General features: G+C 70.3%; 9 protein-coding genes. 3 read left to right on the top strand and 6 right to left on the bottom strand.

Annotation, left to right across the window (positions count from 1 at the left end):
* Positions 1-115: 115 nt before the first annotated feature.
* Together SYYSPA8_RS12565 and SYYSPA8_RS12570 are read right to left on the bottom strand one after the other, a co-directional pair.
* Entirely contained in the window at positions 116-7564 is a 7449-nt protein-coding gene (locus tag SYYSPA8_RS12565) for a LamG domain-containing protein (protein WP_323447183.1), read from the bottom strand.
* Positions 7565-8064: 500 nt separating this feature from the next.
* Positions 8065-8793 (bottom strand): ArsR/SmtB family transcription factor, encoded by a 729-nt coding sequence (locus SYYSPA8_RS12570; protein WP_323447184.1) that lies wholly within the window; start codon positions 8791-8793, stop codon positions 8065-8067.
* A 57-nt stretch (positions 8794-8850) separates the two neighbouring features.
* Between SYYSPA8_RS12570 and SYYSPA8_RS12575 the strand changes: the two genes are divergently transcribed.
* Both SYYSPA8_RS12575 and SYYSPA8_RS12580 read left to right on the top strand, forming a co-directional pair.
* Positions 8851-9624 carry a flavin reductase family protein gene (locus tag SYYSPA8_RS12575; RefSeq protein WP_323447185.1) on the top strand — a complete coding sequence of 258 codons (774 nt, stop codon included), beginning with the start codon at positions 8851-8853 and terminating at the stop codon, positions 9622-9624.
* A 79-nt stretch (positions 9625-9703) separates the two neighbouring features.
* The gene (locus SYYSPA8_RS12580; RefSeq protein WP_323447186.1) at positions 9704-10309 is read left to right on the top strand and encodes a GOLPH3/VPS74 family protein; all 606 of its coding nucleotides are present in this window, start codon (positions 9704-9706) and stop codon (positions 10307-10309) included.
* Positions 10310-10702: 393 nt separating this feature from the next.
* Here SYYSPA8_RS12580 and SYYSPA8_RS12585 read toward each other — a convergent pair whose 3' ends face one another.
* Positions 10703-11173 (bottom strand): Lrp/AsnC family transcriptional regulator, encoded by a 471-nt coding sequence (locus SYYSPA8_RS12585; protein ID WP_323447187.1) that lies wholly within the window; start codon positions 11171-11173, stop codon positions 10703-10705.
* Between the two features lie 59 nt (positions 11174-11232).
* Between SYYSPA8_RS12585 and SYYSPA8_RS12590 the strand changes: the two genes are divergently transcribed.
* Complete coding sequence (locus tag SYYSPA8_RS12590; RefSeq protein ID WP_323447188.1) at positions 11233-12387, top strand: trans-sulfuration enzyme family protein; 1155 nt, start codon at positions 11233-11235, stop codon at positions 12385-12387.
* A 102-nt stretch (positions 12388-12489) separates the two neighbouring features.
* On the opposite strand, the gene SYYSPA8_RS12595 is transcribed toward SYYSPA8_RS12590, so the two are convergent.
* The 3 genes from SYYSPA8_RS12595 to SYYSPA8_RS12605 form a co-directional block, all read right to left on the bottom strand.
* Positions 12490-13722 (bottom strand): hypothetical protein, encoded by a 1233-nt coding sequence (locus tag SYYSPA8_RS12595; RefSeq protein WP_323447189.1) that lies wholly within the window; start codon positions 13720-13722, stop codon positions 12490-12492.
* Positions 13723-13784: 62 nt separating this feature from the next.
* Complete coding sequence (locus SYYSPA8_RS12600) at positions 13785-14093, bottom strand: chaplin family protein (RefSeq protein WP_323447190.1); 309 nt, start codon at positions 14091-14093, stop codon at positions 13785-13787.
* 206 nt (positions 14094-14299) lie between these two features.
* Positions 14300-14449 carry a hypothetical protein gene (locus SYYSPA8_RS12605; protein ID WP_323447191.1) on the bottom strand — a complete coding sequence of 50 codons (150 nt, stop codon included), beginning with the start codon at positions 14447-14449 and terminating at the stop codon, positions 14300-14302.
* Positions 14450-14827 lie beyond the last annotated feature (378 nt).

Here is a 14827-nt window from a genome sequence, read left to right on the forward strand (position 1 = left end):
AACGGTCCGCGCCGGGCATTCCGCACGGCTCATCGAATCCGGCGTCACCCACGGCCCGGCTGCCCTCGTGGCAGCCGGGCCGTTTCTCCTGCGGTACCGCGTCAGGTGCCAGTGGTCAGTCGGTGACCCCGTAGTAGGCGGCGAGGAACTGGGCGATTTCCTGGGTGTGGGGGGTGAGGGAGGGGAGGTGGGTGGCGAGTGCGGTGCGGGTGGCGGCGGTGAGGTTGGGGAGGGTGGTGGCGGCGGTGGAGACGTAGGGGTCGAGGCGGCGGATGAGTTCGTAGTTGCTGGGGATGTCGATGGTGCGCATGTCCTTGGCGAGGGAGGGGGGCGTGTTGCTGGTGACGGGGGGCAGGACGCGGGAGAGGAAGGTGACGCGGTGCAGGATGCGCCAGCAGGGGGGTTTGCGGTCGCTCTGCCGGGCCTGGCGCAGGGCGGTGGCGTTGGCGTCGTTGCTGCCCGCGAGCCAGGTGGGGTCGATGACCTTGTTGTAGAAGTCGTCGAAGTGGGTGGTGTCCTGGGCGAGGTAGAAGGTCATGAAGCGGTAGGCGTCGACCTTGCCGGGGACCAGGACGGGCTTGTCGTTGACGTACTCGGGGGTGCCGTCGGCCTTGTACTTCTGGAGGTCCCGGTTGGGCTTGCAGATGACGTCGAGGCTGTGGCCGCGGCTGGTCTCCTGGGAGCGGCGGCGGGTCTGGGAGTAGCCGCCGCCGAAGGTGGCGTCCATCTGGTAGCCGACGCCGGCCCCGGAGATGAGGATGTTGATCTCCAGGGACGCGGTGACCTTGTTGGTCCAGGAGTAGGAGCCGGAGACGGTTTCGTTGACGACGTCGATGGTGCCGGTGGTCTCGGAGAAGAAGCCTCCGTCGGCGGTCCAGACGTAGGCGTTGGCGATGTTGCGGTTGGCGAACGCGCCCGCGGATTCGGTGTCGGGTTTCGCGTCGGGCGCGGCGGGGGTGATGCCGGTGAAGTTCTTGAGGATCTTCGCGGCCTGCTCGGCGGTGGGGTCCGGGTCGCCGACGCCGGTGGAGACACCGGAGTAGAAGTTCTCCAGTTCCTGCCGTTCGCGCAGGATGCGGCGTTTGAGGGCGTAGGCCTCGCGGGGTTTGAAGTAGCTGTACTCGCCGTACTGGGCGGCGGTGGGGTAGGCCTCGTCGAGGATCTTGCCGCCCTGCTCGGTGAGGCCGATCGCGCCGTCCAGGGTGCCCTGCTTGGTGTACTGGGGGTTGATGGGGAAGCTGATGATGTTCCAGTCCTTGGGGATGTCCGGGTTCGGCACCATCCGGTACGCCACCAGATCGCCGGTGTGGGCCAGGCGCAGGGCGTAGACGTCGGCGGTCTCGGACTGGACCAGGGCGTAGCCCTTGTTCTCGGGGAGGTAGCGCTTTCCGACGACGGTGTTGCGGATGCCGGTGGGGGATTCCCAGTAGCCGGAGAGCGCGGCGGTGGTGTTGCGGTCGATGGTGGTGGCCTGGGAGACGGTGGTCTCGTTCGTCCAGGTGCTGGCGTAGTCGGTGGCGTTGGTGACGCTGCCCTTGACCTCGATGGAGACGATCGGGTTCGAGACGCCGAGCCCGAGCGGTGCGATGACCGACATGGCACCCCACTTGGCCTGGGCCTTGACCGCTGCCTTGAAGGACATGTCGAAACGGCCGGTGCCGGCGGAGCCGAGGAGGGAGGTGACCTTGTCGGCTTCCTTGAAGGTGACGCTGGAGGCGCCCGAGGGGTCGCTCTTGCCGGTGAGGTTCTCCGACGGGACCGGGGGCGCGCCTTCGATGTAGCCGATGAGCTGGGGATCGAACTGGACCTGGCTGACCCACTCGGTGACGAGGTCACCGACCTTGTAGCCGGTGATCAGCCGCCAGGCGCCGTCGGTGATGTGGGTGTAGGCACGTTTGAGGACACCGGTGGCCTGGCCGTCGGGGGTGTACTGGAGATCCGCGTACTCCGCGGCGGCCGGCGGGGTGGAGATGCGTTCCTGGAAGAAGGTGCGGACGCCGGCGAGGGCGGAGCGGACGGCGGCGGTGTCGGTGGAGACCGGTGCGGTGGACAGGACGATGGCGGGCCGGGTGGTGTCGGTGCCGGGGTCGAGGTGGTTGCCGCGCAGGGACTGGTCGGCGACGGCCTCGGTGGTGGCGGTGGTGGAGGCGGCGTCGAAGGGCCAGTAGCCGAGGAGGTCCTGTTTGTCGCCCTTGATGCGGGTGAAGAGGCTGTCGAGGATCTGCTCGGGGGCACGGGCGGTGCGCCACAGCCGCACCTCCTCCAGGACTCCGTTGTAGAAGTCGCCGAAGGTGCCGGCGGAGTCCTTCCAGGCGCCAAGGGTGAGCTGGCCGCTGCCCCAGTCGCCGAGGGGGTTGGTGGCGGGAGTGTCGGCGGGGACCGGGGAGCCGTTGCGGTAGAGGGTGAAGGCGGAGGCGCGCGGGTCGGGGTCGGTGGCCCAGCGGGCGCCGCGGAGGCGGAGGTCGTAGCCGCCGGCGGGGTCGGCGGTGGTGTTGCCGGTGTTCTCCTCGAACGTCCAGCGGGCGACCAGACCCTCGTCGCGGGGCTCCAGCGGGGTGCCGAGCTGGTTGTTCTCCCGGGCCTTGCCCCAGATCCGTACCTCGCCGACCGTGCCGGTCAGCCCATAGACGGTGTCGCCGTCGCGGGTCCGGCCGATCTCCAGTGCCCCGCTGTTGCCCCGGGGGCCGGGGCCGGTGTACCGGCCCCTCTCGGGGAGCGTGACTCCCAGCAGGGGGGTGGAGGTGTCGAGGGCGAGTTCCGTGCCGTCGACGACGACCCGGATGTCCTGCCACTCCGCGACGTCGACCCGTTCCACGACGTCGAACTCCTGGTTCGTGGTGTTGCCGGAGGCGTCGGTGATGGGGAAGCTCTTCTTGCCCTTCACCTCCTGGGTGGTGCTTCCGGCCTTGCGGACGACTCCGATCCGGTGGAAGCCCGCGCTGATGGCGGTGGCCGTCTGGAAGCGTCGGACGACCGGACCGGGTTCCTCGAAGGCGAACTCCAGCTTCCCCCCGGGCAGCAGCGAGAGCTGGTAGGGGACGCTGCCGTCCGCGCCGTCCGCGAGCCGGCCCTTGGACAGCAGGCCCTGCCGGGTGGCGGTCGAGTCGATGGAGACGAAGACCTCGATGGTCAGATCACCGGTGATGTCCAGCTGATCGGCGTCGGGGGTCTCGGCCCAGGCCGCGCCCTCGAACCGCAGGGCCCAGGACTGCTCGTACACGGCGGCCAGATGGTCCCACTGTCCCGGCGGCCAGGCATCGCGGCTGACCCGGGCCTTGTCCCCGACCGCGGCCTGCACACGGTAGGCCACCAGGGCGGAGCCGATCTGGGCGGGGGTGTTGCCCCATACTTCGCCGTGCCGGTTCTGGCCGCTGATGTCGACGAACCGCAGCTGCCCGTTGTCGGACGTGGTGCCGGGGCGGTTCCTGTCGTAGACCCAGGCCCCGGCGAGTCCCGGCTCGCCGGCCGTGGCCCGGCGGAAGCGGTCGGCGGCGATGTCCGTGCCGGTACGGGCCACGCTCCAGATGCGGAACTCCGCCAGGGCCCCGGAGTAGCGCGAGTACTGACCGTCGTCGGTCCGTCCGACGATCAGGAAGTCCTGACCGGTGGGCAGGCCGGTGGCGGTGCGGCGGGCGACCTCGGCCCCGTCGCGGTAGATGACCTGGGCCAGGGTGGTGCGGTTGAAGGTGACCGCCCAGTGGTGCCAGTCCCCGTCGGGATAGGACGCGGTGGTGGTGAGGGTCTGCGCGGAGGCGTCGGCGCCCACGGCGAAGCGGAACTTCCCGTCGGGGGTGAAGCCCATGGACAGGCCCGTGTACCGGCTGGCGGCGATGGTGTCGACGACCGTGCGACCGGTGGTGCGCTTGAGCCAGCACTCGATGGTGAAGTCCGTCTGTACGGGGTCCACGCTCCTGAGCACGACGTCGTCGTCGGCGCCGTCGATCAGCATGCCGCCCGGGAGGGGATCTCCGGGAACCAGGGCGAGTGCCGCCCGGGTCTGCCCCCGGTTGAGATGCAGGAGCCGGGCGCGGGTGCCGGAGAACCTGCCAGGGCTGACCCATGCCTCCACGCTCAGGTCCCCGGCCGGGGTGGTGACCTGGTCCAGCTTCGCGTCCGGCAGGGTGAGGCGCTGGGCGGTGCCGTCGAAGGCGAAGGACCGGCCCGGGGAGTCCCCCCGCCACCGGGAACCGTATCCGGGAGTCCCCGCCACCGCGGTGCCGTTGGGGACGGGAAGATCGCCTGCGGAAGCACCGACCGTGATCCACCGCGACCCCCTGGCCAGAGAGACACCGGGGCGGGAAGAAGTGGCGAGAGAGCTGTCGTAGCGGACCAGGAACACATCCGCCCCCGCCGCCCCGGCCGGCGGAGCGGGGGTCACGGTCACCGCGGCGGCGCCCGGATCCACCGCACCGGCGACCCGGTGGCAGACACCGCCGATCCGCAGATACCCGGCGGCGGGCAGCGCGACGGGGGTTCCGGTGGCCAGCGTGACCGTACCGCCCTGGACCGACTTCACCGCCCCGACACGGACGCTGTCCTCCGGCACCCCGTTGACGACCGCGGCCAGCTCCCGCGCCGCACGCGGCAGCCCGGGAAACGTCTCGCTCTCCGTACCCCGCGTGATGGTCAGGTCGCACAACTGCGCGACCACCGACCCGTTCACCGTGTGATCGGCGACGGTGATCCTCGTACTCCCGGTGCTCAGGTCCACGCCGGGGTCCCGGGCGGTCAGCAGCACCGTCTGCCCGCCGCCGGACAGCTGCTGGGAACCGCGCTGGGTGCCGGTGTCGAGGTACGCGGCGAAGAACTGACCGTTCGTGCCCCGGAAGTAGAGCGCCACCCGCCCGGCCGCCCCGTCCGTCAGGAACGGCGCGGTATCGGTGCCCGCGAACTTCAGCAGCGCCCCGGCGCAGCTCAGACCACTCGCGTCGACACTGATACGGGGCAGGGGCAGGCCGAGTTCGCCGGAACCGAGGAGACCTCCGGTCAGCCGGCTCAGTTCCTCCTGGGCCAGCTGGATCTCCGACTTCTTCGCGTCGAGGTCCCTGGTGAGCGCCATGAGCTGGGACAGGATCACCCGTCCGCGGGCGGTCGCGCTGTCCAACTGGGGGTTGGGCGCCTGCCCCTTCTGCGTTCCGGCGATCAGCGCGGAACGAGCACGGTCGGTGTTCCTCACCGCACCGTTGGACATGGGTGCCAGAAGCCACTCGGAGTTGACGGCGGACTGCAGACGGAACGATCCCGGGAACGAGCCGTCGATGTACCAGCGCCGCGCTTCGGGTACCGGATCGGTGAATGCGCAGTCCTTCAGGTCCACGGCGTATATCGAGTTCGGCATCTCCAGGATCTGCGGGGTGGCGCCGATGCGGAGGACGGCCACGGCGGGGTTGCCGTAGCGTCCGGCCACCCCGGGCAGCGGCGTCACCCACCACACACCCTCCGAGTCCATGACACTTCCAGTGAACAGCGTCCACCGCAGCTGGTAGATCCATGCCAGCGCGTCGTTGGGCCTGTTCCTGGCGGCGGTGGCCTCGGCGAGCACCTGGTTCAACTCGGTGTTCAGAGGGTCGATGGCCTGCTGGATCGTCCGCGCCTGCCCCTCCAGCCGGACGATCAGCGCCTCCTGCTCCCTGACCTTGTCGATGCTCTGTTCCTGGGCCTGGCCCAGCTCGGCCAGGGTGATCACATCGGGGATGTCCGCGAGCCGCCCGTCGATCCCGACCCCGAAGTCGACGCTCGCCAGATGCGCCTGCGCCGCCGCCTCCCCGGCGGGACGGGTCGCGCACGCCAGCAGGACCCGCGCCTGGCGCCGAACGGGCCGGGCCTCTTCGCGATAGCCGGAGGCGATGTCCTCCTGCTGGTAGTAGAGCGTCGAACTGAGTCCGGACACGATGTCACGACCGGCGACGGTGAAGCTGTCACGCCGTACCCCGGGATGGTCGCCGACCGGCGCGAGCGAGGTCACCCACACCGGGCCGCCGGCGAGCGTGCCGTGGGCGGCGGTGTCGGTGAGGTCGTACGCCGTGGTCCCGGACCCCTCGTCGAGACGGTAGTAGGCCAGCAGGCCGGGCTCGTTCCCGATCAGCCGGTAGGCCATCTCCCCGGCGATCTCCGCCTGGGCGCGGGGCCGGTTCCAGATCCGCACCTCGTCGATGTCCCCGGCGAAGAAGCCCGTGCCGGCGGCCGAACCGATCCGCAGGTCCGCGGTGCTCTCAGCGGCCCAGGGCAGGTCATCGGTCATGCTGAAGCCGCCGTTGACGTACAGGGTGGCACGGGTGCCGTCGAACGACGCGGCTATATGGGTGTACACCCCCGCGGTCAGGGCCTGGGCCGAGACCACCTGCTTGCCGCCGTGGCGCAGGGCCAGCTTCCCCCCGGTGGTGAAGCCCAGCTCCCAGCCGTCGGAGCCGCTCGCGGTGCGGCCGACGACGACCCGGCGGCCGTCCACCACATCGGGCTTCACCCATGCCTCGACGGCGTAGGACCTGCCGCCGAAGGCCAGCTTCGGAGCCTTGCCCAGAGCGACACCGTCCGTGGTGCCGTTCAGCCGCAGCGCGGTCTCGGCGTGCCGGGCGTCGGGCACCAGCGGAATGAGGGCCTTCCCGGTGAACGGGCAGGTACCGGGCTGCCGCTCGTACACCGATCCCCGGTAGGCCGGGTCGGGGCTGGTCCAGTAGCGGCTGCCCTGGGTGTTGAACAGCCCGTCCGGGTCCTGCTCGATGCTGAACGCGTCGATCCGCCCGGTGGCGGAGTTGTGGGCGAAGAACTGCCACCGCTGCTGTCCCTGGACCGCGGTGGGCACGAGGACGGCGGTGAACCGTCCCCCGGTCAGGTTCCGGATCAGGTCCAGCTCCTGGGTCGGCTCGAAGAACGGCCTGCCGTCCATGTCGAACGCGCCCAGGCTGTCCTTCTCCGACGCCGGAAGCGTCTTGTGCCGGCTCCGCTTGAAACGCACCTCCGACACCGGCTTCAACTCGCCCCCGACCAGGAGGAACCGGTCACATAACAGCGTCCCGTCCACCACCGGCACGGCGACCGGCGTAGCACCCGCCGTCTGCACATCCACCCGGGAACGGTCACCGGTGGAACCGGACCCTTCCTTGAGGGTGAACACGGCATCCGTGCCGTCCCGGCCGATCGCCTGCCGCAGCACGACGACATGGGAGCCGTCGGAGAGGACCTGGAACGGCGCGCCGGGCGCGGTGAGGCGGGCCGTGGAGGAGAGGAAGGTATCGGTCTCCTCCGGCTCCAGGACCTCGACCGCCGTGGCTTCGGCCTGGCTGTCCTTCTTCACCACCGGCATCACGGTCGCCCCGGCGACCGCGTAGCCGACCTTCACCACCTCCGTGGGAAACGGCAACGCGACCGGGTTCTCCGACCAGTACGCCGCGTCCAGCTCCCCCTTCTCCTCGTCGAAGGTGGACAGATCCAGGACCGAGTAAACGATCCTGCGCGCATCGTCGATGGCGAAGGCGAGCACCGTGCCCTGGTGGCGCACCATCGTCGTGTGCGTGTACACGCGGTCGCTGTAGATCTTCACCAGACTCTGATCAGCCGTGGTCATGGGCCATCCGTCCTCGGACAGGCCGCCCCTGGACCAGGGGCGGGGCAGGGGGAGGAACACGTGCCGGGTGCGAGAAGCGAGCCGCCCCGAGGACGGCAAAGAAGCGGTCAAGACAGGCCGGGCACAGCAGATCACACCCCGACCCCGCCGAATATCGAACAGAGCGCCAAAGTCTGTCGAACGCTTACGGAATGGCGCATACACCATCCCTTCATCGGACGGATACCGCCGCCAGCCCGCGGCGACGCCCGCGCCCGCACCGGTCCACCACCGGACCGCGCGTCCACCACATCTCCGCACACCACGGCATCACCACGACACACTCCGCGTCGGTGGGCATCCGCACATGACGGAACAGCACCGTCAAGGCCTCCGGCGCTGCCACCGGCGGGAATGGCCTGAACCTCCCACCCGGCACGGCTCCATTCGACAGCCGGATCGACCGGTAGCCGCCTCGACCGGTGAACCGCGAGGGTGTGCCACAAGCCGCCGCCGCGACCTCATGTCTGTGTGAGGAGTTCATCGGACAAGCCGAGATGGCGGCGGAGTGCCTGTCGGCCGGGGGCGGTGACCGCGACCGCGCGCGTGGTGCCGACGGGAGTGATCCAGCCTGTGTCGAACGCGTGCCGGCACAGGGCGGCACCGACGGCGCCGGCCAGGTGGGGGCGGCGTTCGGTCCAGTCCAGGCAGGACCGTACCGACGGTCGGCGCGTGCCGGCCGGGACGGTGATGCCCAGCTCTTCGAGCCACCTCGCTCCGGCGCTGGTGAGTCCGAGCCCGTGCTCCAGATCCAGCAGCCTCCGTTCGAGCATCGCATCGGTGATGGCGACCCCGACGGTCCCGGCGAGGTGGTCGTAGCAGGTGCGGGCGTGGGCGAGGGCCTGTCGGCGGCCGGCCGCCGACAGGGAACGGGGCGCCGGGGTGCGGTCGGGTGCCATCGCGGCGAGGCTCTCGATCAGCTCGGCCACGTGCGGACCGGCCAGACGCACATAGCGGTGGCGTCCCTGCCGCTCCTCGGCCAGCAGGTTTCCGCGGACGAGCGCGTGCAGGTGCTCCGTCGCGGTCGAGGGCGCCACCCCCATATGACGTGCCAATTCCGTCGCTGTCCAGGCCCGGCCGTCGAGGAGGGCCAGACAGAAGCCTGCCCGCGTACCGTCGGCCAGGAGCTTCGCCACGGTAGCCAGGTCAGGACCGGCCGCATGTGCGCGCTGCATGTCCATGCGGTCCATTGTCCCCCTGTGACACTTCGGCCCCGGCCGAAACGAGCGGATCCTAGGCTCCTCGCCATGAACACGGCACCTCCCAGCACCCTGCCCGCACAGACAGCCGCCACCCATCTGGAGATCGAACCGAGCATCCTGTACTTCGGGACGCCGGTGGTGCTCCTGTCGACAGAGAATCAGGACGGCTCGTTCAACCTTGCCCCGATATCATCCGCATGGGCCCTCGGGAAGACGGTGGTGATCGGACTGGGCCGGGAGGGGCAGACCGCGTACAACCTCGGCAGCCGCCCCGACATGGTCATCAGCCTGCCGGCCCCCGCCCAGTGGCCGGCCGTGGAGCGGCTGGCGGCACTGACCGGCCGGAATCCCGTGCCCGCCGGCAAGCCCAGGGGCTGCCGCTTCGAGCCGGACAAGTTCGCCGCCGCGGGCATGACCGGCGAGCCCTCCCATCTGGTCCGGCCGCCTCGCGCCGCCGGATGCCCGATCCAGCTGGAGGCCCGTGCCGAGCGGGTGCAGCAGGACGCCTCCGGGGAGTTCGTCATCGTCGAGGCCGTGGTGTGCAAGGTGCACGCCGACTCCCGCATCGTCGTTCCGGGCACCGACCACATCGACCCCGCCGCCTGGAGCCCCCTCATCTACAACTTCCGCCACTACTTCGGACTCGGCCCGGAACTCGGCCACTCCTACCGCACTCAGACACCCCGCACCTTCGAGGGGCCTGCCGCAGAGCCTGCGCCCGCCGACATGGCGCCCGACTGGGACCGCCGGACGAGTGACGTGCCGGGCGCTCAGGGCCTCAAGATCAACTCATGGCCTGTGGGGGAGGGGCGATACTGATCGTGACAGTCGCTCCATCGCCGTGCGGGCCCGGGCGGTGAGGGACGTACCCGCGTCGATGTCTTCGAGAGGAGCCGCCATGACCACGGCGAAAGACCTGTTCATCATCGCCATGGACCCGGGAGCCGGACAGAGCGTGGGACAGGGTGACCTGTCGCTCGCACTCGCGGGCGCCGAGCTGATCGATCTCATCGTTGCCGAGGCGGTCGTCGTGGACAACGACCGCATCGTGCCCCAGGGGCCACCGGCGCCGGACGACGGGCTCGCGGCCGAGGCCGCGGCCGGACTCACCCGGCAGGCGCCCTACGAGAAGATCGAGGACTGGCTGTGGCGCCGGGGCCGGGACCTGTCAGCCGCGTACCAGGCCGCCCTGGAGAAGGACGGCGAGCTGATCCGCAGGCGAAGCGGCTCCTCGCCCCTCGGCCCGCGACGCGTTGAACCGGCCGATACGCCCGCGCGCCGCCGGGCGGTCTCCCGCTGGGAGGAGAGGGAACCCCTCCTGAGCGCCCTCGCGGCGGCCGTCGGCATCGGCGCCGAACGACCCGACGACGGGCCCGGCCTCACTGACGAGGCCGCGACAGCCGTGGTGGCCGCTGTCCACGACGCGGTGATGGAACTGGAAGCCGTACGCCAGAGGCGGTCCATCGAGAGCGCGGCGTTCGCCAACCTCTGGCGCGGAGTGTGAGCCCGCTCCGCGGGGAGCGGCTCGGGCCGGTGTGAGGGCGCCGATGTCCCGGCCGCCGGGGTGGATCCCTGAGTCTCGACGGATCCAGTGTTCCTTCGTGCACCTATCCCTGAAATCCGGTCACTTGAGCACGAGTCCCGTGCGGGTTTCGGTGCATCCCTCCGGGAGTGGGTGAACCATGGCGAGGACGAACCCGTTCCGCTGTGGGTGTCCCTGGCCGAGTGGGACACCCGCATCCCCTGCGTGATCTGCTCGTCGCCCGCTATGTGCTCGCCCCGATCGGCCGGGCGATCCGGGCGACTCTTCGGCCCATCGGGGACGCCACCCGAGAGGTCCTTCGGGCCATCCGCGGGACGACTCACACCCCGACCAACGGCAAGCCTCCGACTCGGCTCACCAGCCCGGGGTCAGCGGTCCTCCCGACCAGGATCCGAACACGAGGTGGGTCTCCACTCGGCCCACCTCCCGGCGTGCGGTGAACTCCAGGACGAGTTGCCGGAGGTCCTCAGTGTCACGGCAGGCCGTGTAAACAAGGAAGTCGAAGGCTCCGGTCACATGGTGCAGCGCGCGCGTCTCGGGCCGCTCCCTGGCCCATGCGACGAACGGGTCGACGAGGGGACGTGAATGCGCGATGAACTGCACGGCAAGGATGGCCTGGACCTGCCGGCCGATCGCCGCGGCGCTCACCTGGGCCTGAAAACCCTTGATCACCCCTGACTCCATCAGCCTCTGCGTGCGGGCCAGACAGGTGGACGGTGCCACGCCGACCCTCTGGGCCAGCGTCTTGTTCGGCAGCCGACCATCATTCTGCAGCTCGCGCAGAAGCGCCTGATCGATCGAATCCAGGACGACCTTTTCTTTCATTCACCGAATATAGTGCGGGTTTCATTCGCTGATGCCGATGCTTTGCCAAGACTGCCGTCATGACTGCGCATCACTGGGAAACCCGGGCGATCCATGCCGGCCGTGAGGACCTTGTCGATCTCGGACTGCATGTTCCGCCCATCGATCTGTCCACCACCTACCCCTCCCGCGACACCGCGGCCGAGGCGGCGCGGCTCGACGTGTTCGGCTCCGGAGCCGACGACGGAGGTCCGCCGATCTACGGCAGGGTGGGAAACCCCACCGTCGCACGGTTCGAGTCCGCGCTGGCCGAACTGGAAGGGGCCGAAGCCGCGGTGGCCTTCGCCAGCGGCATGGCAGCGCTCTGCGCCTGCCTTCTCGTGCAGGTCGCCCAGGGACGGCCGCACGTCGTCGCCGTGCGTCCTCTGTACGGAACCACCGACCACCTCCTGGACTCGGGCCTGCTGGGCACCTCGGTGACCTGGGCACAACCCCACGGCGCCGGTGATGCCGTCCGCAGCGACACGGGACTGGTGATCGTCGAGTCACCCGCCAACCCCACGCTGACGGAGATCGACATCCACGCGCTGGCCTCCGCATGCGCTCCGGTTCCGGTGCTGGTCGACAACACCTTCGCGACGCCCGCGCTCCAGCGCCCCCTGAACTGTGGGGCCGGCCTCGTCCTGCACAGCGCGACGAAGTACCTGGGCGGTCACGGTGACGTGATGGGCGGTGCGGTGGCGTCGAACGAGGAGTTCGCCCGTGCCCTGCGGCGGATCCGGTTCGCCACCGGAGGGATACTGCATCCCCTGGCCGGTTACCAGCTCCTCAGGGGACTGTCGACGCTGTCGGTCCGGATGCACCATGCCTCGGCCACGGCTGCCGAGATCGCCCGCCGACTCGTACACCATCCGGCGGTCACCAGGGTCCACTACCCCGGGCTGAGCGGTGAACCCCGGCCGCCGGAGCAGATGACCGCGGGCGGGGCGATCGTGTCCTTCGAGGCCGGCGATCCGCACGCGGTGACCGGCAGCGTTCGTCTCTTCACCCCGGCGGTCAGCCTCGGCAGCGTCGACAGCCTCATTCAGCACCCGGCCTCGCTCACCCATCACGCCATGGACCCGGACTCACGCGAACAGGCCGGCATCTCCGATCGGCTGCTCCGCGTCTCCATCGGGCTCGAACACGTCGATGATCTCTGGGCCGACCTCACCCAGGCCCTGACGCGAGACTGACTTCGCACCCGTCGGAGGGCCATCGCCCCCTCCGTTGTGTTCACCGTTGCTGGACGGAAGGCGATAGGGGGCGCGGGAACCCGTGCTGTCCGGCGGTGAGGGTCAGCGGGGGCCTGCCGCGGTGGCGGGAGTGCGTGTGGTGAGAAGGAGATCCTCGTAGGTGTGGTGGTGGCGGGTGGTGGTGCGGTGGTGCAGCAGGGCGACCGCGCGGGCGGGCTCGCCCGCGTCGACGAGGGCGCGGGCGAGGGTGTCCTGGATGATCTCGCGCTCGACCCGCACTCCGCCGATCCGTTCCTCCTTGTCCCCCAGGCCGGTCAGCAGGTCCACCGCCGTACGGGGACGGCCCGCGGTGATCTCCGCCAGCGCCTGGACCACGGGAGCCAGGACATCGCGGTAGTCGGGGCGTTCGTCGGCGGCGGCCCGGCGGGCCAGAATGCGCAGGTCGTCGGTGGCGGCTTCCACGGCCAGCGCGTGGGCGAGGTTGAAGGTGTGGAAGACCTCCGCCATCCCACCCGGCGCGGCGAGCAGTTCCCGGACCTGGTCCGGGTCGCTTCGGCCGGCCGGTGTCTGCCCGGCCAGGAGCAGACGCCAGTTCGTCGCGGCCCGCATGCCGACATCCCTACGCGCCAGTGCCGTGTCCGCGCGCCGGCGCGCGTCGGGGAAGTCGCCGCAGGCGATGGATTGCAGTGCGGCATGCCAGTTCAGATGCCCTGACTGCACCGCTTGCGGGTCCACCGCGAGCCACCGGTCCAGGAAATCGACCGAGGCCCGCCCGGCTCCCAGCTCGTGCTCGGCGTGCGCGAGGGCGTGCGCGGCCACACCCGAGCGGGGATACAGCCGCAAGGCCCGCCCGGCCAGCGCGTGCGCCTCCCGCACCCGGCCCTGTTCCGCCCTGGTCGCGGCCAGCCGGCTCAGCCACGGCCAGCTCTCCGGGCCCGCCAACGCCGCCTGCCGCTCCACCAGGGCGTCGCCGCGCGCACGGTAGGCGTCCTCCCCACAGGCGGAGAACGCGCCCACCATGAGCCCGGCCATCTCATCGGCGGGCCACCGGTCGAAGTGACCCGCCAGATGATCGGCCGTCAGCCGGTACTGCCGGTGCGTATGCAGGAACACCCCGTACACCAGACTGGCCTCCCGCTCACCGGCGGCCAGCGCGTCCCGGTGCGCGATCACCAGTTGCTCCTTCAGCACGGCGTCATCCCACAGGTCACCGGCCGCCAGTGCCACGAGCGCCCGCGCCACACCACAGCCCGGGTCCGAGCCGACCCACTGGCGCAGCAGCGGCAGCGCCCGCCCGCCCAAGGACAGCAGCGCCTCCACCGCCCGCTCGCCCACGGGCGTATCCGCCGCTGCCCCACTCGCAGCCGTCCGACCGGTCATGTCGCTCACCGGCCCGTTCAGTACGCAGGTCTGATGATGGCGGTGCAGATGATGCCGCTGTTGCCGCATTGGTTGCGCGGCAGGCTCAACGGCAGACCGATCTGATTGCCGCTGCCCACCCCGCTCCCGGCCACCGTGGCACCCGCAGCGCTCGCACCGCCCTGGTTGACACAGGTGTTGCCGAACACCGCGTTCCCCACCCCGATCACGCTCGCATGAGCAGCACCGGCCGGCAGCAGCGCCGCCCCGGCCACCGCACCCAGCACCGCGGCCCGCACACCCACACGTCCCGCACCGCCGCCCGTACCCCGCGTCTCCACACCCATCGCGCTCCTCCTTCATCCGGCACCGCATCCCGCCACCCCTACGGACCACGCCGGCCGGACGAACCCGGGCCGCACTCCCACCAACGAGAGAACCCGGCTCCCGACACGTGGGCATCCCGGCAGCGGCCGACGAGGCCCTTCTCGTACTCGGACAGCACTCCGCTTCAGCACGGGCGAAGAGCAGCCCGCACCGAAGCGTGGGCGTATCACTCGGTGTCGGTGACCACCGGGACCTCATCCTCCCGAATGATGAGGTGCTCCTCGCCTTCGATCGTGATTTCGGTGCCTGCGTACGTGCCGGACGGGGTCTCCTGCCCTGCGGACTCCGTCTCGTCGGTGCTTTCGTCCTCAGCCATGTCTCCTCCTTCCGATCGACACGATGTCGACCTGGACCCATCCTGTCATGACTCAACGTCACAGATGCATTGCTCTTGGTAGGTGAGGGGGCAGGGTCAGATCGACCGGGACGGGAACCGCAGGTCGGAGTGAAGCCGTGCCGGGCAGACCTCGTGCCGTGAAGCCGGGGCCACCGGACCTCTCAGGGCGCGGGACACGCGACGACGCCGAAGGAGGCTGTCGAGCTGTCGGCGGAATCCGTCCTCCCCTGCGCGCCGAGCCTGAGGTGCCGCCGGCTGTCCCCGTCGGAGCTGGTGGGAACCCTCCAAGCCCGGCTGGACATCGTTGTGTCGGTCAAGATCTCCGTGTTCATCCGCCGGGCCGCAGACTTGCGGGAC

The organism is Streptomyces yaizuensis, from assembly GCF_034961445.1.
GTDB lineage: Bacteria > Actinomycetota > Actinomycetes > Streptomycetales > Streptomycetaceae > Streptomyces > Streptomyces yaizuensis.